The sequence below is a fragment of the Paraburkholderia sp. PGU19 genome (genome assembly GCF_013426915.1).
Classification (GTDB): Bacteria; Pseudomonadota; Gammaproteobacteria; order Burkholderiales; family Burkholderiaceae; genus Paraburkholderia.
Genome location: NZ_AP023179.1, coordinates 905,941 through 923,580 on the forward strand (window position 1 = coordinate 905,941; position 17,640 = coordinate 923,580).

Annotated in this window: 17 protein-coding genes, 1 tRNA gene and 1 riboswitch; of the genes, 10 read left to right on the plus strand and 8 right to left on the minus strand. The window is 63.7% G+C overall.

Going from position 1 to position 17,640, the window contains the following annotated elements; genetic code table 11:
* Nucleotides 1-5 precede the first annotated feature (5 nt).
* The gene (locus tag H1204_RS04135; protein ID WP_035989898.1) at nucleotides 6-155 is read right to left on the minus strand and encodes a hypothetical protein; all 150 of its coding nucleotides are present in this window, start codon (nucleotides 153-155) and stop codon (nucleotides 6-8) included.
* 223 nt (nucleotides 156-378) lie between these two features.
* Between H1204_RS04135 and H1204_RS04140 the strand changes: the two genes are divergently transcribed.
* The 4 genes from H1204_RS04140 (at nucleotide 379) to H1204_RS04155 (ending at nucleotide 5,083) form a co-directional block, all read left to right on the plus strand.
* Entirely contained in the window at nucleotides 379-759 is a 381-nt protein-coding gene (locus tag H1204_RS04140; RefSeq protein WP_180729960.1) for a DUF2946 domain-containing protein, read from the plus strand.
* A gap of 179 nt (nucleotides 760-938) precedes the next feature.
* A complete protein-coding gene (locus H1204_RS04145) occupies nucleotides 939-3,320 on the plus strand; it encodes a TonB-dependent receptor (RefSeq protein ID WP_180729961.1) in 2,382 nt (793 codons plus the stop codon).
* A 143-nt stretch (nucleotides 3,321-3,463) separates the two neighbouring features.
* Nucleotides 3,464-4,615, plus strand: a complete 1,152-nt coding sequence (locus H1204_RS04150; RefSeq protein ID WP_243468602.1) for a sialidase family protein — start codon at nucleotides 3,464-3,466, stop codon at nucleotides 4,613-4,615.
* Nucleotides 4,616-5,083, plus strand: a complete 468-nt coding sequence (locus H1204_RS04155) for a TlpA family protein disulfide reductase (protein WP_180729965.1) — start codon at nucleotides 4,616-4,618, stop codon at nucleotides 5,081-5,083. It abuts the gene before it with no gap.
* 13 nt (nucleotides 5,084-5,096) lie between these two features.
* On the opposite strand, the gene H1204_RS04160 is transcribed toward H1204_RS04155, so the two are convergent.
* Entirely contained in the window at nucleotides 5,097-6,050 is a 954-nt protein-coding gene (locus H1204_RS04160) for a LysR family transcriptional regulator (protein WP_180729966.1), read from the minus strand.
* Nucleotides 6,051-6,144: 94 nt separating this feature from the next.
* Between H1204_RS04160 and H1204_RS04165 the strand changes: the two genes are divergently transcribed.
* Nucleotides 6,145-7,392: a CoA transferase gene (locus H1204_RS04165; protein WP_180729967.1), complete on the plus strand. Its 1,248-nt coding sequence runs from the start codon at nucleotides 6,145-6,147 to the stop codon at nucleotides 7,390-7,392.
* The gene (locus H1204_RS04170; protein WP_180729968.1) at nucleotides 7,385-8,524 is read left to right on the plus strand and encodes an acyl-CoA dehydrogenase family protein; all 1,140 of its coding nucleotides are present in this window, start codon (nucleotides 7,385-7,387) and stop codon (nucleotides 8,522-8,524) included. The genes H1204_RS04165 and H1204_RS04170 overlap by 8 nt, the downstream gene beginning before the upstream one ends.
* Before the next feature lie 85 nt (nucleotides 8,525-8,609).
* Here the strand turns inward: H1204_RS04170 and H1204_RS04175 are convergent.
* The 5 genes from H1204_RS04175 to pepN form a co-directional block, all read right to left on the minus strand.
* A tRNA-Thr gene (locus H1204_RS04175) sits at nucleotides 8,610-8,685 on the minus strand.
* Nucleotides 8,686-8,767: 82 nt separating this feature from the next.
* Nucleotides 8,768-9,784, minus strand: a complete 1,017-nt coding sequence (locus H1204_RS04180) for a class 1 fructose-bisphosphatase (RefSeq protein WP_035989922.1) — start codon at nucleotides 9,782-9,784, stop codon at nucleotides 8,768-8,770.
* 124 nt (nucleotides 9,785-9,908) lie between these two features.
* Nucleotides 9,909-10,349, minus strand: coding sequence for a HigA family addiction module antitoxin (locus H1204_RS04185; RefSeq protein WP_180729970.1), 441 nt, complete (start codon nucleotides 10,347-10,349; stop codon nucleotides 9,909-9,911).
* Nucleotides 10,350-10,365: 16 nt separating this feature from the next.
* Nucleotides 10,366-10,668: a type II toxin-antitoxin system RelE/ParE family toxin gene (locus H1204_RS04190; protein ID WP_180729972.1), complete on the minus strand. Its 303-nt coding sequence runs from the start codon at nucleotides 10,666-10,668 to the stop codon at nucleotides 10,366-10,368.
* 158 nt (nucleotides 10,669-10,826) lie between these two features.
* Nucleotides 10,827-13,529: an aminopeptidase N gene (gene pepN, locus H1204_RS04195; protein ID WP_180729974.1), complete on the minus strand. Its 2,703-nt coding sequence runs from the start codon at nucleotides 13,527-13,529 to the stop codon at nucleotides 10,827-10,829.
* 191 nt (nucleotides 13,530-13,720) lie between these two features.
* Here pepN and H1204_RS04200 point away from each other — a divergent pair, with 191 nt between their 5' ends.
* A complete protein-coding gene (locus tag H1204_RS04200; RefSeq protein WP_180729975.1) occupies nucleotides 13,721-14,425 on the plus strand; it encodes a DUF4136 domain-containing protein in 705 nt (234 codons plus the stop codon).
* Nucleotides 14,426-14,545: 120 nt separating this feature from the next.
* On the opposite strand, the gene H1204_RS04205 is transcribed toward H1204_RS04200, so the two are convergent.
* A complete protein-coding gene (locus H1204_RS04205; RefSeq protein ID WP_180729977.1) occupies nucleotides 14,546-15,118 on the minus strand; it encodes a TMEM165/GDT1 family protein in 573 nt (190 codons plus the stop codon).
* Between the two features lie 55 nt (nucleotides 15,119-15,173).
* A riboswitch (yybP-ykoY riboswitch) is annotated at nucleotides 15,174-15,355 on the minus strand.
* 522 nt (nucleotides 15,356-15,877) lie between these two features.
* Here H1204_RS04205 and H1204_RS04210 point away from each other — a divergent pair.
* Genes H1204_RS04210 through H1204_RS04220 form a run of 3 tightly spaced genes read left to right on the plus strand, consistent with a single transcriptional unit; the run spans nucleotide 15,878 to nucleotide 17,640 of the window.
* Nucleotides 15,878-16,582, plus strand: coding sequence for a beta-ketoacyl synthase chain length factor (locus H1204_RS04210; protein ID WP_180729978.1), 705 nt, complete (start codon nucleotides 15,878-15,880; stop codon nucleotides 16,580-16,582).
* Nucleotides 16,566-17,360, plus strand: a complete 795-nt coding sequence (locus H1204_RS04215; protein ID WP_180729980.1) for a 1-acyl-sn-glycerol-3-phosphate acyltransferase — start codon at nucleotides 16,566-16,568, stop codon at nucleotides 17,358-17,360. Before H1204_RS04210 ends, H1204_RS04215 begins: the two co-directional genes overlap by 17 nt.
* Entirely contained in the window at nucleotides 17,341-17,640 is a 300-nt protein-coding gene (locus H1204_RS04220; protein ID WP_180729981.1) for a phosphopantetheine-binding protein, read from the plus strand. The genes H1204_RS04215 and H1204_RS04220 overlap by 20 nt, the downstream gene beginning before the upstream one ends.

Sequence of the window (17,640 nt, forward strand, 5' to 3'; positions counted from 1 at the left end):
GGCCGTTACTTCGGCTCGCACAACTTGCGTTGTTCGTCAAAGAACGCGCGAACATGCTCGGGCAGTTCCGCGCCCAGAAACTCAACGCCTGCAGGTTCCGGATCCGGACTGAACACCTTGTCGGGGGTCGGAATCTTTGGCGGTCTGCTATCCATGATGGTTCTCCTTTACGAATTCATTATGTCCCTCAGCGCGTGTGGCGTACCAGCGCTGCCGCATACAGCTGATGTTTTGGCGCGCACTTTGTTGCTTTAACGGCACACGCTCCCAGGGATTGAAGCGCCTTGTTTAGAATTTAACGATTGTCTGTATTGCAGTACGTCTAAAGACTGTCTTCCGGCTGCTTGCTATACTGCGCGCTCACTTTTTCAAGTAGCGATGACACGTTCGACACGCTGGATCAGTCTCGTATGGCTGGCGCTGGTGCTCAATGTACTGTCGCCTGTCATCGGCTATGCGCGTGCTCCCGGGGCTCAAGGCCCGCTGTCCGTCGAGCTCTGTCACGCAGGCAGTGCGCAGAACGTCGTCATCGACCTCGATGGTTCGCACGACAACACGTCGAAGACGCACCTCGTCGTTCCCCACTGTGTCTACTGCCCGGGCTTTGCCGCCAACTTCGCGCTTGGCGGCAGCGTCCCGTTCGTTGTGCCTTCCGTCCGCACGCTTGCTTACTCGCAAGCCATCGAGCCGGAGGCCGTCTTTGTGCGCCGCAGCGTACGCGTCGCACAGCCTCGCGCACCACCTGTCCTGTCGATCTGAAGCTAGCTGTCCCAGCCAGTCCGCTTGCCTGCGCCTGACGTCGTCATGACGTAGCGGGCGGCGGGCCGCCATGCGCGCCTCTTTGTCCCGAGTGCGCTGTCCGCCTGTGTCCTTCACGCGGCGCAGCGCTTCGACATCCGGGTCGGCATGGCGCCTTCGATCACGTCCACAGGACTCATATGCGCATCGTTTCCGCTGCGCTGTCCGCACGCACGCGGCTATCGCTTGCGTGCGCGGCAGTGTTCGCCGTTCAACCCGCCTGGGCCGACGAAAGTACGACCGATCGTGCTGTCATCGACCGTTCCGCGTCCGATACTTCGGTCTCCCATCCTTCTGTAACGAACAGCTCCGCGAATTCGTTGACGGAACCCGTTAACACATTGCAGGCCGTCAGCGTGACGGCCGCGCGCGCCGCGCCGGCGTTCGCGCCCGATACGCCCGGCGTCGTCGAGACCGTGACGCGCGAGCAGATCGACGCGCGCAACATCGTCAATACGGAAGACGCGCTCAAGTACGCGCCGAACGTGATGGTGCGCAAGCGCTTCACGGGCGACCGCAACTCGGTGTTCGCCGGCCGCGACTTCAACGAGTTGCAGAGCGCGCGCGGTCTCGTCTATGCCGACGGACTGCTGCTGTCGAACCTGCTGGGTTCGAGCTACGCGTATCCGCCGCGCTGGTCGCTGATCGCGACCGACGACATCGCGCAGGTCGAAGTGCTGTATGGCCCGTTCTCCGCGTTGTATCCGGGCAACTCGATCGGCTCGACGGTGCAGATCACGACGCGCAAGCCAGAGAAGCTCGAGGCGTCGCTGGATACGCAGCTTTTCACGCAGCATTACGACGACGCGTACGGCTTCTCGAAGAACTTCGGCGGCAATCACGAGACGGCGCATATCGCCGATCGCGTCGGCCGTTTCTGGTATTCGCTGACGCTCGACCGCCTCGAGAACAACAGTCAGCCGATGCAGTACGCCAGCCCGAGCAGCACGTACAACCCGAAGCTCGGCGCACCCGTCGCGGTGACGGGCGCCGCCTCGGATATCGGCCCGAACGGCCAGCCGCGTGTGATCGTCGGTCCGCAGACGATGGAGCGCACCGAGCAGATCAACGAGAGCGTGCGCATGGGCTACGCGATCACCGATCACGTCGATGCGACGCTCACGCTCGGCCACTGGGAAAACCACTACAAGGATCGATCGGATACCTTCCTGAGGGACGCCGCGGGCAATCCCGTCTATGGGGGCAACGTGACGATCGGCGGGAAGAACTACACGATCTCGCCGACGGCGTTCTCGCCCGCGAACGGCGATCAGGAGAACTGGCTCTACGCGTTCGGCCTGAACGGACGGCTCGATTCGGGCTGGAAGCTGTCGGGCATCGTGTCCGCGTACGACGTGTCGCGCGACACGCTGCGTTCGTCGACGACCGCGCCGCCCGCCGCATACGGCGGTGGCCCCGGCACGATCTTCTACGGCGACGGCACGGGCTGGCGCACCTTCGACCTGAAAGCGGAATCGCCGTCGTACGCGGGCCATGCGCTGACGGTCGGCTATCACTTCGACAACTATTTCCTGCGCAACGAGACGTACAACACGCCCGACTGGCTGAACGGCTCGCCATCGACGCTCGCCAGCACCTATCGCGGCGACACGCGCACCCAAGGGCTGTACGGCCAGGACGCCTGGCGTTTCGCGCCCGGCTGGCTCGCCACGCTCGGCCTGCGCTACGAGCGCTGGGACGCGTACGACGGCGCGCTCGGCAACGGCGCGTCGACCTTCGGTTACGCGGACCGCAGCGCGAACGCGCTGTCGCCGAAAGCGTCGGTGCAATGGCAGGCGACGCAAGACTGGCTGTTCCGTCTATCCTTTGCGACGGGCACGCGCTTTCCGAGCGTCGCCGAATTGTTCCAGGGGACGATCTCGAACAACGCGATCGTCAACAACAATCCGGGGCTGAAGCCGGAGAAGGCGATCGACTGGGACTTCACGGCGGAACGCGACGTCGGCGTGGGCGTCGTGCGGGCGAGCGTGTTCCAGAGCGACCTTCGCGACTCGATCTACAGCCAGACGACCGTCAGCGGTTCGACGACGGTGACGAACATCTCGAACGTCGACCGCGTGCGCGTGCGCGGCGTCGAGCTCGCGTTCTCGGGGCAGAACGTGCTGCTGCACGGGCTCGATCTCGACGCGAACGTGACGGCGACCCACTCGAAGATTCTCGCCGACTCGGCGAACCCGTCGTATGTCGGCAAGCGCTTTCCGCGCATTCCCGTGATGCGGGCCAACCTGCTCGCGAACTACCACTTCACGCAGCAGTGGCAGGGCAGCGTGGGGCTCCGCTACTCGGGCCGCCAGTACAACACGCTCGACAACAGCGACATCAATCCCGACGTCTACGGCGGCACCAGTTCGTTCTTCGTGATCGATCTGAAGGCGCGCTATCAGGTCGGCAAGCACTGGCTCGCCTCGGTTGGCATCGACAACCTGACGGACCGCCGCTACTACGTCTTTCACCCGTATCCGGGCCGCACGTTCTACGGAGAACTCAAATGGATGCTTTAAAAAAATGGGCGGCCCTGTGGGCGGTTGGCTTCTCGTTGGCGCAGCCGCTGATGGCGCATGACGCATCGGGCGATCCGCACGCCGCGCATGGCGTGCAGATGGATATGGCGGGCGGTAAGGGCGGTAAGGACGGCATGGGCGGTATGAACATGGGCGCCGCCGCCGCGAAGCCCGCGAAAACACCGCTCGCGACGGACGCCGCGTTCGATGCGAAGCATCGTCTGTGGGTCGCGTCGGTCGAGGGACAACACGTCGTGGTCGCGCATTCGGACGATCGGGGCCGCACGCTGTCCCCGCCCGTCACGGTCAACGCGATGCCGGAACCGATTTACACGAGCGCCGAGAATCGTCCGAAGATCACCGCCAGCCCCGACGCGAAGACCATCTACGTGACCTGGTCGATGCCGCTCGACGCGCCGTACACGGGCATGGTCCGCTTCTCGCGCTCGACGGACGGCGGCGCGACGTGGAGCGTGCCCACCACCGTGCATGGCGACCGGCAGCCGATCACGCATCGCTTCGATTCGCTGATCGTCGACGGGCAAGGGCGCCTCTTCGTAACGTGGATCGACAAGCGCGATCTGACGCTGGCGAAAAAGGCGGGCAAGCCGTACGACGGCGCGGCCGTCTACTTTGCGGTATCGACGGATGGCGGGCAGACGTTCCCGCCCGAGCGCAAGGTCGCCGACCACACGTGCGAGTGCTGCCGCATTGCGCTCGCGCTCGACAGCGAAGGCCGCGTGCAGGCCATGTGGCGCAACGTGTTCGAAGGCCAGATCCGCGATCACGCACTCGCCGTGCTGCCCGTCGACGCGCAGCAACCCGTCGTGCCGATTCGCGCGACGTTCTCCGGCTGGCATATGGAAGCCTGCCCCGAGCACGGCCCGGCGCTCGCGATTACGCCGGACGGCGTGCGCCACATGGCGTGGTTCAGCGTCGTCAATGGACGCGCCGATGTCTACTATTCGCGCCTTTCCGCCGACGGCAAGCCGATTGGCGAGCCGTGGGCGTTCGGCGACACCGGCAAGCCGGACGAGCAGGCGTCGCACGCGGCGATGATTACCCGAGGCAAGACGCTGTGGCTCGCGTGGAAGGATTTCGACGGCGACACGATGCGCCTGATGCTGCGCCGCTCCGACGACGAAGGTGCGCACTGGAGCGCGCCGCGCACGCTCGCGCAGACGGCGGGCGGCAGCGACAATCCGCAGTTGCTCGATGACGCCGGCCGCATCTATCTGTCGTGGCGTACGCAGAACGACGGCTACATGCTCGTGCCCGTCGAGGAGGCAAAGTAAATGAAGCGAATCTTCATGGCGCTGGCGGCGTGCGTTATCGCTTTCAACGCACAGGCCGTCGATCTCAAGCCGCTGCGCGCGCCCGACGTAGACGCGGTGCTTGCCGCTTCTCAAGGCAAGCCGCAGATCGTCGAAATCTGGTCGCTCGATTGCAGCTATTGCCGCGAGAACACGGCGCGCATCGTCGAGTGGCAGGAGAAGCATCGCGATGTGCGCCTGACGATGATCGCGATGGATGCCATCGACGACAACGAGGCCGCGCTGTCGCAGGTACTCGCGACGCTGCCGCTGCCGCCGCAGACCGCACTCTACGCGAATGCCGAGGCGATTCCCGAGAAGCTGCGCCGTGCGCTCGACCCCAATTGGCGCGGCGAGATGCCGCGCACGCTGCTGATGGACGCGCGTGGCGCGCGCCAGGCGTCGAGCGGGTTGTTGCAGCCCGCGACGCTAGACGCGTGGCATCGCTAGTGCGCCCGGTGCGTTATGTGAGTTGCGCCGCGCGGCGGCGCGTGCGTGCCTCTGTGCGTGTGTTTCCCGCGCGTTTTGCGAGCGCGGCATTGACCGCGTCGCGCATGCATTGCGCGACGAGTTCCGATGCTTTCGTGCGCGTCGCGCGTGCGGGCCGCGCAATCACGAGCGGTTGACGAATGGTCTCTTCGCGGATGGGCCGCTCGATCACGCCCGATGTTGCGGCCTGATCGCCTTGTGTGATCAGCAGCGACACGCCGAGTCCGTTCGCCACCATCCCGCGTACGAGTGCCAGCGATGTCGCCCGAAAACGCACTTCGGGCGCAAGCCCGCATTGCCAGAACGGCGCCATCAGAAACTCGCGGCTGTGCGGCAGATCAATCAGGATCAGCGGCTCTTTCGCGAGGTCGTGCAGCGACAGCCTGCCCGCTTTCTTCGCGAGCTTCGATTCTGCCGGCACGAGCGCGTAGGGACGAAGTTCCGCGAGACATTCGCGTTCGATATCGGCGGGTAAGCCGACGTCGTACATCAGCGCAAGTTCGATACGGCTGCTGCGCAATGCATCTTCGAGCTGCATCAGATCGCCTTCGATGAAGCGTATCGACAAATCCGGGAAGCGTGCGCGCGCGATGCGCAGCAATTCGGGTAGGTAAACGGGCGCGATCGTGCTGAATACGCCAATCTGCACTTCGCCCGCTGCCGCGTCGCCGCTGTCGTCGGCCTCGAACGACGCAGCGGCGTTCAGCAGTTGATGCGCCTCCGCCAGCTTGCGCACGCCGAAGCGCGTCAACGTCATCTTCGCGCCTGACTCGCGGGTGAACAGCGTGTCGTCGAACAACGCTTCGAGTTCGCGAATGGCTACGGAAATGGACGGCTGCGATACGTTCAGCAGTTTTGCGGCCGCCGTCGTGCTGCCCGTTTCGGCCGCCGCCGTGAAATAACGCAAAAGCCGCAACGAGACACGCATCAGAAAATCCTATAGGTGCTAGTTTGATTCGATATTTTACTTGATAGGCTGTGCGGCCGAGAATCGTTGCATCCCTGCTGAAAGGAGCATTTCGATGCAACATGCGAATCTGCCGCTGGAAGGCCTGCGCGTGGTCGACTTCTCGCGCGTGCTGGCCGGCCCGTATTGCGCCGCGCTGCTCGGCGATCTGGGCGCCGATGTGATCAAGATCGAGCCGCCTTCGGGCGATGACTATCGCGCCGTCGGCCCGTTTGCCGCAGATGGCGAGAGCGGTCTGTTCGCCGCGATGAACCGCAACAAGCGCAGCATCGTGCTCGATCTGAAAACGGAAGCGGGTCGTGAACTCGCGCGCGCGTTGTGCGCGGATGCCGATGTCGTCGTCGAGAATTTCCGGCCGGGCGTCGCGGACAGGCTGGGCATCGGTTACGCGGATTTGAGCGCCGCGAATCCGTCTCTCGTGTATGCGAGCGTGTCGGGCTTCGGGCAGACGGGTCCCGAATCGCATCGCCCCGCGTACGACATCATCTTGCAGGCGATGTGCGGCCTGATGGACGCAACGGGTTCGCCCGACGGCCCGCCGACGATGATCGGCGAGTCGGTATCGGATGTCGTCAGCGGGCTATTCGCGTCGTGGGGCGTGCTTGCCGCGTTGCTGGGCCGCGAGAAGAACGGCAAGGGCACGCATGTCGACGTGTCGATGTTCGACGCGACGCTCGGCCTGAGCGCGACGCTCGTCGCGCGCTACGCGGCGACGGGAATCGCGCCGCGCCGCGTGGGCAACCGGCATCCGTCGTCGGCGCCGTTCGGCGCGTATCGCGCCGCCGATGGCTTCTATGTTGTCGCGGTGCTCAACAACAAGCTCTTCGCGGCGTTCGCGCATGCGATCGGCGCGCCACATCTTGCCGACGATCCGCATTTCGCCAGCGATGCATCGCGTTGCCGTCACGAAGGCGATTTGCGCGCGACGATCGAAGCGTGGTCGTCGGCGCTGAGCGTTGATGAGGTCAATTGCATTCTCGGCGCAGCGGGCATTCCCGTCGCGCCGATTCGCAATCTTCAGGAGGCGCTTGAGAGCGAACACGCTGCGCATCGTGGTTTGCTGACCGAGGTGCGGCGAGACGGACATAGAAAGCGCGTGCCGGCGCAGCCGGTGAAGTTTTCCGCGTACGGGGCCAATTGCGTGTCGCCTGCGCCTGCGCTCGGCGAACACGCCGACGCGCTGTTGCAGCAACTCGGCTATGACGCCGACGACATCGTGTCGTTGCGCGAGCGCGGCGCGTTCGGCGTTCATGCAATTAGTGCGATCGATGTCAATCGCAGCGAGGAGAAAGATCATGCATAAGCGGCTGGGCATCGAAGACAGTGACGTGGAAATTGCCGATGCGATCGCTCGTTTCGCGCAAAGCGAACTCGCGCCGCGCGCCGCGCAAGTCGATCGAGAGGAGCTTTCGACGACGCGCTACGTCGCGCAACTCGCCGAACTCGGCGTGATGGGCATGAACCTGCCGGAGCGGTGGGGCGGGGTGGAGGCATCGCCGGTGGCGCTCGTGCTGTCGCTGGTGGAGATCGCGAAGGCCTGCGCGTCGACTTCGTCGATGATCGGCGCGCACTACCTCGCGACGGATTCGATCCTGATCGGCGGCGACGATGCGTTGCGCGATCGCTATTTGCCCGACGCGGCGAGCGGCAAAAAACTCGGCGCGTTTGCGCTGACCGAGCCGCGCGCGGGCTCCAATCCCGCCGACATGGCGACGCGCGCCACGCGCGAAGGCGACGGCTACAGGCTCACGGGCGTCAAGCATTTCATCTCGAACGCCGATGCGGCCGGTTTCATCGTCGTGTATGCGAAGACCGATCCCGAGGCGGGCACGCGCGGAATCAGCGCTTTCGTGGTCGACCGGCATATGCCAGGCGTCGATGTCGCGCCCGCCGAAAAACTCATGGGCATTCGTGGCGCGCCAGCGCACGAAGTCGCGCTCGATTGCTTCGTCCCCGCTGTGAACCGGCTCGGTGCGGAAGGCAGCGGCTTTCGCACGGCGATGAAAGTGCTCGACAACAGCCGGCTCGATGTGGCCGCAACGTCTATCGGGATTGCGGAAGCGGCGTTGTCGGCGGCCATTGGATGGCTGAAAGAACGGCGGGTGGGCGGCGAGCCGCTATCGAACCGGCAAGGTTTGCAATGGACCATCGCCGACATGAAGACGCGCCTTGAAGCGGCATGGCTGCTGACCTTGCAGGCGGCCGCGAAGCGCGCAGCGGGGGAGCCGTTCACGCAGGATGCGTCGATGGCGAAGCTTTATGCATCGGAGATGGTTGCATTCGTCACCGATGCAGCGTTGCAGATGCATGGTGGCTACGGCTTCACGCGCGAGATGCCACTTGAGCGCTACGTGCGCGATGCGCGGATTTTGCGTATCTACGAAGGGTCGTCCGAGATTCAGCGGACGGTGATTGCGCGGTCGGTGTTGGGATGAGCGGCGCTATACACGAAGGACACACGTGAGCGGTGGAGAAAAGCAAAAAGCCCAGTCACGAGGACTGGGCTTTTTTTGATTCTGCTGGTGCCGGAAAGAGGAATCGAACCCCCGACCTTCGCATTACGAATGCGCTGCTCTACCGTCTGAGCTATTCCGGCGCCTTTGTTGCTTTCGTTTAGTTCGTCAGCAACGAAGAAGCAAGATTATAGAGTGCTCTGTATCGGCACGCAAGTGCTTTTCTCAACTTTTCTTCTCGAGATGGTAGCGGGTCACGCGATCAACCTCGTTCTTTGAGCCGAGGAACACCGCGACACGCTCATGCAGGCTCTTCGGCTGGATATCGAGAATACGCTTCTCGCCGTTGGTCGCCGCGCCGCCAGCCTGCTCGACGATGAATGCCATCGGGTTCGCTTCGTACATCAGGCGCAGCTTGCCGGGCTTCGACGGATCGCGCTTGTCGGCCGGATACATGAAGATGCCGCCGCGGTTCAGGATACGGTGCACGTCGGCGACCATCGATGCGATCCAGCGCATGTTGAAGTCCGACTGACGCGGACCGTCCTTGCCCGCGTTCAGTTCGCCGATGTACTGCTGCACGGGCTCGAGCCAGTGGCGCTGGTTCGACGCGTTGATCGCGTACTCGCGCGTCTCGACGGGAATACGCATGTCGCTTTGCGTAAGCACCCAGGAGCCCAGCTCGCGGTCGAGCGTGAAGCAGTTGACGCCGTTGCCCGTGGTCAGCACCAGCACGGTTTGCGGGCCGTAGACTGCGTAGCCCGCCGCGACCTGCTGCGTGCCCTTTTGCAGGAACGACTGTTCCGTCGGCTGCTGGCCGTCAGGGCAGCGCAACACCGAGAAGATCGTGCCGATCGACACGTTGACGTCGATGTTCGACGAGCCGTCGAGCGGGTCGAACACGAGCAGGTATTCGCCCTTCGGATAGTTCGCGGGAATCGGGAAGAACTGTTCCATCTCTTCCGATGCCATGCCGGCCAGGTTGCCGCCCCATTCGTTGGCTTCGAGCAGGATTTCGTTCGACAGGATGTCGAGCTTCTTCTGCACTTCGCCCTGCACGTTCTCGCTGCCGGCCGTGCCCAGCGCATCGCCGAGGGCGCCCTTGCTGACGTGATAGCTGATGGCCTTGCACGCGCGCGCAACGACTTCGATCAGCAGGCGCAGATCGGCAGGCAGATTGTTGTTCTCGCGCTGCTGCTCGATCAGGTACTTCGTAAGGGTGGTACGACGTTGCAAAGACATTGCAGTACTCCGGAGAGGCTTGGGAATTCCCTGATTTTAACCTTTCGATGTGCGGGTTCCGTGACTTTAAAAAATCGCCGCCCGAAGTCGCGCTCCCGTCGCGCTTCCGGGACGGACTAAGGCGTCAACGCGAGGCCGCGACCCTGCGCGTCGCGGTCGCTGCGTCTTCGGCGGCTTTTAGCTGCTCGCGCGACAACTGTGGGTGCTTGGGCCGGCGCGCCGGCGGCAGCGGCTCGATTTCGCGCTTGATCTGCTCGCCCGATTCCGCAATTGCGACACGCAGGTCGTAGGCGATCTGAAGATTGAGCCAGAAGAGCGGGCTATTGTTGAAAAAGCACGACAGACGCAAGGCGGTTTCCGACGAAATGGCCCGCTTGCCGCGCACGATGTCATTGACGCGCGGCGCGGGCACGCGCAGCGCAATGGACAGCGCGTGGGCCGACATGCCGAGCGGTTCGAGAAATTCGCTGCGCAGGATGTCGCCTGGCGTTGCTTCAGGCATGCGCTCGCCGGTGGAAACGTCGGAGAAGTCGAGGTTTTCGAGTTCAGAGCGTTTGATGACCATGATGGTTTCCCATGATTCAGTGATAGTCGACGATCTCGACATTGAGGGCGTCGCCGTCGATGTACTGGAAACAGATGCGCCACTGCGCGTTGATACGGATGCTCCATTGCCCGCTGCGCGCGCCTTGCAGCAGTTCGAGCCGGTTGCCGGGTGGCACGAACATGTCGTTGATGCACTCTGCGGCATCGATCAACAGGAGCTTGCGGCGCGCGGCGAGCTGTACTTCGCGCGGCAGCGACCGCACGAATATGCCGTTGAAGACGGCAGCGGTTTCTTTGTCATTAAAAGTAGAGATCACGGGAAGTGTATAACGTGGCATGTTAAACGTAAACCATCAAATGAACACGTTCAGTGTGATCGCAACAACGACGCGCAACCAGTCAGCACAATGGCGTAGGCAAAATCGCATTCCGCAAAACAGACGAAAAAAAGCCGGCACATGTGCCGGCTTTTGCGTACAGCAGAACCGTTAGAAAATCAGGCCAAAGCCTTCTCGACGATTTCGCGCACGTCGCGCGATTTCGCCTGCGCTGCGACCTTTTCCAGTGCCGCGCGCATCTGGTCGCGCAGCGCCGGCGTAAAGCGTCGCCACAGTTCCAGCGCGCGGGCGAGGCGCGCCGCGACTTGCGGATTCAACGCGTCGAGCGCGATCACCTGTTCGGCCCAGAATGCATAGCCCGAGCCATCCGCCGCGTGGAACTGCGCCGGGTTCGCCGAGCAGAAGCTGAAGATCAGCGAGCGGGCGCGGTTCGGGTTCTTCAGGGTGAACGCTGGATGCGCCATCAGCTTGCGCACGATCTCGATCACGGGCCGCGCTTTCGTGCCGCGCTGCATCGCCTGCAGCGCGAACCATTTGTCGATCACGAGCGGCTCGTTCTCGAAGCGGCGATAGAAGTCGTCGAGCGCGTCGGCTGCTGCCGCCCCGCCGTTCGACGCAGCCGCCGTCAGCAACGCGGACAGCGCGGAGGCGCGATCCGTCATGTTGTTCGCCGCGTCGTACTGCGCTTTCGCGAGGCGCACGGCGTCGGCGGGATCGTCGAGTTCGGCGAGATAGGCGAGCGCCAGATTTTTCAGCGCGCGATGCCCGCCTGCTTCGGGCGTCGGTTCGTAGGCGCCCGGCGTCTGATGCCGTTCGTAGACCGCGAGCCAGTCGCCCTTGAGCGCCGACGCGAGACGTTTGCGCACGAACTGCCGCGCGCTGTGCACGGCGGCGGGGTTCGACTCGTCCATCTGCTCGGCGAGATACGCTTCCGACGGCAGCATCAGCGCGAGTTCGCGGAACGCGGGCGACAGCGTCTCGTCGTTGAGCACGCGGCCAAACGCGGCGACGACGGTATCGTCCAGTTCCAGCGCCTTGCCCGTTGCCGCGTGCTCGGCGAGCGTCAGCAACTCGCGCGTCGCGAGACGCTGGCCGGCTTCCCAGCGGTTGAACGGATCGCTGTCGTGCGCGAGCAGGAACGCGAGTTCGTCCGCCGTGTAGTCGTATTCGACGACGACTGGCGCCGAGAAATTTCTCAGCAATGACGGCAGCGGTTTTTCGGCCACATCGACGAACGTGAAGCTCTGTTCCTTCTCCGTGAATTCGAGCACGCGCGTGGTGTGCGGCGACGCCGACGCCTCGCCTTCGAGGCGCAGCGGCATGTCGTTGCCGTCCTCGCCGATCAGGCCGATCGCGAACGGAATCAATAACGGGCCCTTTTGCGTTTCGCGCGCGGTAGCCGGGGCATCGCCGTAGCCCTGCGTGAGCGTCAACGTATAGCGCTTTTGCGACGCGTCATAGTGCGTGTCGACCGTGATGCGCGGCGTGCCCGCCTGGCTGTACCAACGTTCGTACTGGGCGAGGTCGCGGCCATTCGCGTCGGCCATCGCGTGACGGAAGTCGTCGCAGGTGACGGCCTGGCCGTCGTGGCGCTTGAAGTACAGGTCCATACCGCGCCGGAAGCCTTCGCGTCCGAACAGCGTCTGATACATCCGCACGACTTCCGAGCCCTTCTCATAGACGGTCATCGTGTAGAAGTTGTTGATCTCAACGTAGCTCTCCGGACGCACCGGGTGCGCCATAGGGCCGGCATCCTCGGCGAACTGCATCTGACGCAGGACGCGCACGTCTTCGATACGCTTGGTCGCGCGCGCCGCCTGGTTCTCAACCGTGCTGCCGCCGCTTGCCATATCGGCGGAAAACTCCTGATCGCGGAACACGGTCAGCCCTTCTTTCAGGCTCAGCTGGAACCAGTCGCGGCAGGTGACGCGGTTGCCCGTCCAGTTATGGAAGTACTCGTGGCCGACCACGGCTTCGATGTTCGAAAAGTCGGTGTCCGTCGCGGTTTCGGGATTGGCCAGCACGTACTTCGTGTTGAAGATATTGAGGCCCTTGTTCTCCATCGCGCCCATGTTGAAGTCGCTCACGGCGACGATCATGAAGCGGTCCAGGTCGAGCTCCAGGCCGAAACGCTCTTCGTCCCAGCGGATCGAGTGGATCAGCGAATCCATTGCGTGACGGGTCTTGTCGAGATCGTGCGGCTCGACCCAGACCTGCAGCAGCTTCTCCTTGCCCGAGCGCGACTTCACGCGTTCCTCCAGCGCGACCAGCTTGCCCGCGACGAGCGCGAACAGATAGCTCGGTTTCCTGAACGGATCTTCCCAGCGCGCGAAGTGGCGGCCGTCGGGCAGATCGCCCTGTTCGAGCAGGTTGCCGTTGGACAGCAGCACCGGGTACGCTGCCTTGTCGGCGCGCAGCGTGACCGTGTAGGTCGCCATCACATCCGGGCGGTCGAGGAACCACGTGATGCGCCGAAAGCCCTCGGCCTCGCATTGCGTGAAGAAGTTGCCGCTGGACACATAAAGGCCCGACAGCGTCGTGTTCGCCGCGGCATTGCAGATGCCCGTCAGCGTCAGCTCGAACGAATCGGGCACGTTGTCGACGGTGAGGCCGTGCTCGTGCGCGTGAACGTTGGCATACGGCTTGCCGTCGATCGATGCCTCGACGAACTGCAGTGCCTCGCCCATCAGTTCGAGATGCGTGGCGCGCACCGCGTCGGGATTGCGGCGGATGCGCATCGTATTCCTGACGACCGTACGCTCTGGGACGAGATCGAACTCGAGCGCAACGGTATCGATGAGAAAAGCGGGGGGCGCGTAGTCGGCGCGGCGGATCACTTGAGGCGTTTCGGTATCGGCCATGGTGTCGTGTCGGGAATAAGCTCGAAGCCGGCGCGTTATATACATACTGTCAAACACGTGCCGGGTGATCGGACCATTGTACAAAGCCTCGGCCGATCGTGCGGGCAGAACTTTTTACCGTCTTGTCCGGTCAGCGTATTATCGGGCCGCTCGCGCGGCAGGCGCGAGCGACGATACGAACGAGGACGACCATGAAGCTCGACCGATTGACCCGCCAGGCCGCACTCGTGCTTGCGGCGTTCGCCACGCTGCTGGCTGGCTGCACGACCTACGTCACGTCGCAGGTGACGGCCTTTTCCGACTGGAGCGGCAGCGACGCGACGCGCACTTACGCGTTCGCGCGCACGGCTGATCAGAAGAACAATCTCGAGCAGGCCACTTACGAACAGATCGTCGCAAACGAACTCGCGCTGCATGCGTTCCGACAGACCGACGAGCGCGAAGCGCACTATCTGATCGCGCTCGCGTATGGCATGCGCTCGGACACCGTGACGGTCTCGCAGCCCGTCTATTACTACAGCGCGTGGCCCGGCCCGTATTACTGGGGCCGCCCGTTCGACCCGTGGGGACCATGGGGTCCATGGGGCCCGTATTCGGGGGGCTATGTGAACCAGAGTTATCCCGTGTACACGCATCTGCTCGGCATCCGCATCACGGATCGCGTCACAGGCAAGGAACTCTACAACGTGACGGCGCGCAACACGGACGAGGAGTCTTCGCTGATCGCCGCGATGCCGTATCTCGCGCGCAGCGCGATGTCCGATTTCCCGCTGGGCAACGGCGTGGTGCGCACCGTCAAGCTGCCCGTCGACGGGAAGGGCGGGATTTCGAACGAAGTGGCGGCCGACAATGCTGCGCCGCCGGTGCCAGCCTCGGGTGCGAAGACGGTTCAGTAAGCGCGGTTCGGGAAGCGGTTCAGTACGCGCTGTCCACAAAAGAACGGCCGCATCGCGTGAGCGATGCGGCCGTTGCTTTTTACAGGCACAGGCACCATTGCCGCACGACCCGGAAGACGGTCAGACGCCGATGCCCATCAACGCCATTGCGCCGAGCACGACGAACATGACCGCAGCGATCCCGTGCACGAGTTTGGTCGGCAGCTTGTGCGCGAAGCGGTCGCCGAGCAGGATCGCCGGCACGTTCGCGAGCATCATGCCGAGCGTCGTGCCCGCAACGACACCGAAGAACTCGTGAAAGCGAGCGGCGAGCGCGACCGTTGCGATTTGCGTCTTGTCGCCCATTTCGGCGAGAAAGAATGTGACCACGGTTGCGCCGAACACGCCGAAGTGCGTGCGGTTGGTGTTCGCTTCGGCGTCGTCGAGTTTGTCGGGCACGAGAATCCACAAGCCCATGCCGATGAACGATGCCGCTAGCGCCCAGCGCATCACGGTCGGCGTGACGAGCGAGCCGAGCCACGCGCCGAGCGCGCCGGCGCCCGCATGGTTGATGAGCGTTGCGACGAGCACGCCGAGAATGATGGGCAGCGGCTTGCGGTAGCGGGCGGCGAGGACGAGCGACAGCAGTTGGGTCTTGTCGCCGATTTCAGCCAGCGCGACCGCGCCCGTCGAGATCAGAAAGGCTTGTTCCACGTTTTGATAGATTCCCCGGGCCGAGATGTGTGCGAGCGACGACCCACAACGCGCCGGGCCCTAAAGCGGCGGTGGTGGATCATCGGTCTCGCCAGGCCAGAGGCTGCGTCTGCCATGGCCATACGGCCAAGTCTGTTGACAGGCGCCCCCGCGAATCACGCACGCTGCGCTTGCCGGCCAGAAGCTGGGCCGTTGCGCGGGCATGAAGCGGGGCGGCTACTCCCCAATGAGGGGCGGAGTATAGCACGGTAGCTTGCGCGAACGCGAAGATTTCGCGCTACTTACGTTAGCCTTTGGTTCTCTTACAGCAAGTCATTGCAAAATCGGGCGCGATTATCGTTTTTTTATGGATTCGTCGTGCGTTGCCAACCCGAATGGGCGCGTTACAAAGGGCACGAATGTCTGGGCGTCGTGGCGCGTGGCCAGACCGGGCGGAGCCCATTGGGACGGGCCGTGCAAGCGCTGGGACCACTTCCGTCGCGCGCAAGAGACGGATACAGATAGATACGTCTTTTCTGGCTGATTTCGGCCAGAATGCTCGGTATCATTTCGGGCGGTCTACGTAATGACCAGACGAAAACCCGTTTTGGCGTCCGCCCCTAAATAATCACCGCTGCGTGCCGTTATTTGGATGACTCCTTAAAATAAAAGTGGACTCACCGAACTGGCGTAGCGCCTCGCCCCGAAGTAGCGCGCTTCACGTGCTGTCGATGGCGAGCGCGCCTCTGGCGTCAGCAGCCTTCACGCGCGAACACCGATATGCCCGATCTGCACTGGACTATTCCGGTTGCTCGCTGGTCTTCCTGGCCTGCCGTCGCAGCCGCCGCACCCGATATTGGCTTTATTGAGCCGATGGTGCGGCGTCGCCTGAGCACGCTGTCGCGTATCGCGCTGAAAGTCGCGCATGATTGCGCCGCCGACAGGCCGAACGTGCGCATCGTATTCGCGTCGCGCCACGGCGAACTGCGCCGCACCACTGATATCCTGCGCAGCATCAGCGCGGGCGAGCCGGTGTCGCCAACGGCCTTCAGTCTGTCCGTGCTCAACGCGATGACGGGCGTGTTCGGCATTTCGCGCGGCGACCGCACGGCTGCGAGCGCGCTGTCTGCCGGTGCGGAGACGCTCGGCTACGCGCTGCTCGAAGCGCACGCGCAATACGCCACCGACACCTCGACCCCCGTTTTGCTCGTCTACGCCGACGAACCGGCCGATCCCGGCTACGGCACGATCGAAGAAGAAGTGCAGGGCGGCGCCGTCGCGATCCTGCTGGACGAAGCCCCGGCGGGCCGCCTGTCGTGCTCGCGCACGGCCGTCGCCGACGGCACTGCATCGCCCGAAGGCGCGGGCACTCTCTTTGCAACCCAGAGTCAGGCTGTGCATCACTGCCTCGACACGCGTGCAGCCGCGCAATGGCGCGGCGAATATGCGGTCTGGGAATGGAGCTGGGATGAAGGCGTGGCTTGACTACCACTGGCGCCTCGTCGCGACGGCGCTTGCGTTCACGGCGTTCGGCATCTGCGGGCTCGGCTTTTCGCTGATCCTGTTTCCGATCGCGTGGATCTGGCCGCATCGCGCGTCGAAGCAGCGCGCGGTCACCGCGATCATTCACGCGTTCTTTCGCGCGCTGGTCGCCGTGCTGAAGTGGGCCGGCGTGATGGAACTCGACGCGCATGGCGTTGCCGCGCTGCGCCGCGAGGACAACGAGCCGGCCATCGTGGTCGCGAATCATCCGACGTGGCTCGACGTGATGGTGCTGCTGTCGCTGACGCCGCGCGCGTGCTGCGTCGTCAAGAGCGCGCACTGGGGCAACCCGTTTTTCTGGGGCGTCGTGCGCGCGGCCGAATACGTGAGCAATGCCGATCCGCTCGATCTCGTCGAAGCGGGCGCGCGGCAACTGGAGCGCGGCTACACGATGATCATTTTTCCGGAAGGCACGCGCAGCCCGGCGCGCAACCGGATGCATGCGTTTTCGCGCGGTTTCGCGCACATGGCGCTCAAGTCCGGCGCGCCGATCCTGCCGGTACTGATGGATTGCGATCCACCCGCTTTTACGAAGGGCATGCGCTGGTACAACGTGCCCGAGCGTGCGTTCCGCATGCGCGTCAACGTGCTCGAGCCGCTCGGCGCGGATGCGCTCGCGGCGCACGACGAACCGCCCGCGCTGGCCGCTCGCACGGTGACGAGCGCCATCGAAGCACATATCACCCAGCACCTGTTCGACTATGGATTCTTTAAAGCTTGAAATCAAACAGCTTCTGATCGAAGCACTCGATCTGGAAGACCTGACGCCCGCCGACATCGACGACGACGCGCCGCTCTTCGATACCGACGGCGTCGGTCTCGATTCGATCGACGCGCTCGAAATCGGCATCGTGCTGCGCAAACACTATCAATTGACGATCGCGGCGAATGACGAACGCACGCGAGAGCACTTCCGCTCGATCAATTCACTTGCGGCGCTGGTGGCGAGCCAGCGCGAGCTTGTGCATGAATCGGGCGATACCACAAAGAAAGGGGAATGA

What these genes read in the sequence shown, in the direction of transcription:
- H1204_RS04135 (WP_035989898.1), bottom strand. Translation starts at nt 155, where the DNA reads ATGGATAGCAGACCGCCAAAGATTCCGACCCCCGACAAGGTGTTCAGT.
- H1204_RS04140 (WP_180729960.1), top strand. Translation starts at nt 379, where the DNA reads ATGACACGTTCGACACGCTGGATCAGTCTCGTATGGCTGGCGCTGGTG.
- H1204_RS04145 (WP_180729961.1), top strand. Translation starts at nt 939, where the DNA reads ATGCGCATCGTTTCCGCTGCGCTGTCCGCACGCACGCGGCTATCGCTT.
- H1204_RS04150 (WP_243468602.1), top strand. Translation starts at nt 3,464, where the DNA reads ATGAACATGGGCGCCGCCGCCGCGAAGCCCGCGAAAACACCGCTCGCG.
- H1204_RS04155 (WP_180729965.1), top strand. Translation starts at nt 4,616, where the DNA reads ATGAAGCGAATCTTCATGGCGCTGGCGGCGTGCGTTATCGCTTTCAAC.
- H1204_RS04160 (WP_180729966.1), bottom strand. Translation starts at nt 6,050, where the DNA reads ATGCGTGTCTCGTTGCGGCTTTTGCGTTATTTCACGGCGGCGGCCGAA.
- H1204_RS04165 (WP_180729967.1), top strand. Translation starts at nt 6,145, where the DNA reads ATGCAACATGCGAATCTGCCGCTGGAAGGCCTGCGCGTGGTCGACTTC.
- H1204_RS04170 (WP_180729968.1), top strand. Translation starts at nt 7,385, where the DNA reads ATGCATAAGCGGCTGGGCATCGAAGACAGTGACGTGGAAATTGCCGAT.
- H1204_RS04180 (WP_035989922.1), bottom strand. Translation starts at nt 9,784, where the DNA reads ATGTCTTTGCAACGTCGTACCACCCTTACGAAGTACCTGATCGAGCAG.
- H1204_RS04185 (WP_180729970.1), bottom strand. Translation starts at nt 10,349, where the DNA reads ATGGTCATCAAACGCTCTGAACTCGAAAACCTCGACTTCTCCGACGTT.
- H1204_RS04190 (WP_180729972.1), bottom strand. Translation starts at nt 10,668, where the DNA reads ATGCCACGTTATACACTTCCCGTGATCTCTACTTTTAATGACAAAGAA.
- pepN (WP_180729974.1), bottom strand. Translation starts at nt 13,529, where the DNA reads ATGGCCGATACCGAAACGCCTCAAGTGATCCGCCGCGCCGACTACGCG.
- H1204_RS04200 (WP_180729975.1), top strand. Translation starts at nt 13,721, where the DNA reads ATGAAGCTCGACCGATTGACCCGCCAGGCCGCACTCGTGCTTGCGGCG.
- H1204_RS04210 (WP_180729978.1), top strand. Translation starts at nt 15,878, where the DNA reads ATGCCCGATCTGCACTGGACTATTCCGGTTGCTCGCTGGTCTTCCTGG.
- H1204_RS04215 (WP_180729980.1), top strand. Translation starts at nt 16,566, where the DNA reads ATGAAGGCGTGGCTTGACTACCACTGGCGCCTCGTCGCGACGGCGCTT.
- H1204_RS04220 (WP_180729981.1), top strand. Translation starts at nt 17,341, where the DNA reads ATGGATTCTTTAAAGCTTGAAATCAAACAGCTTCTGATCGAAGCACTC.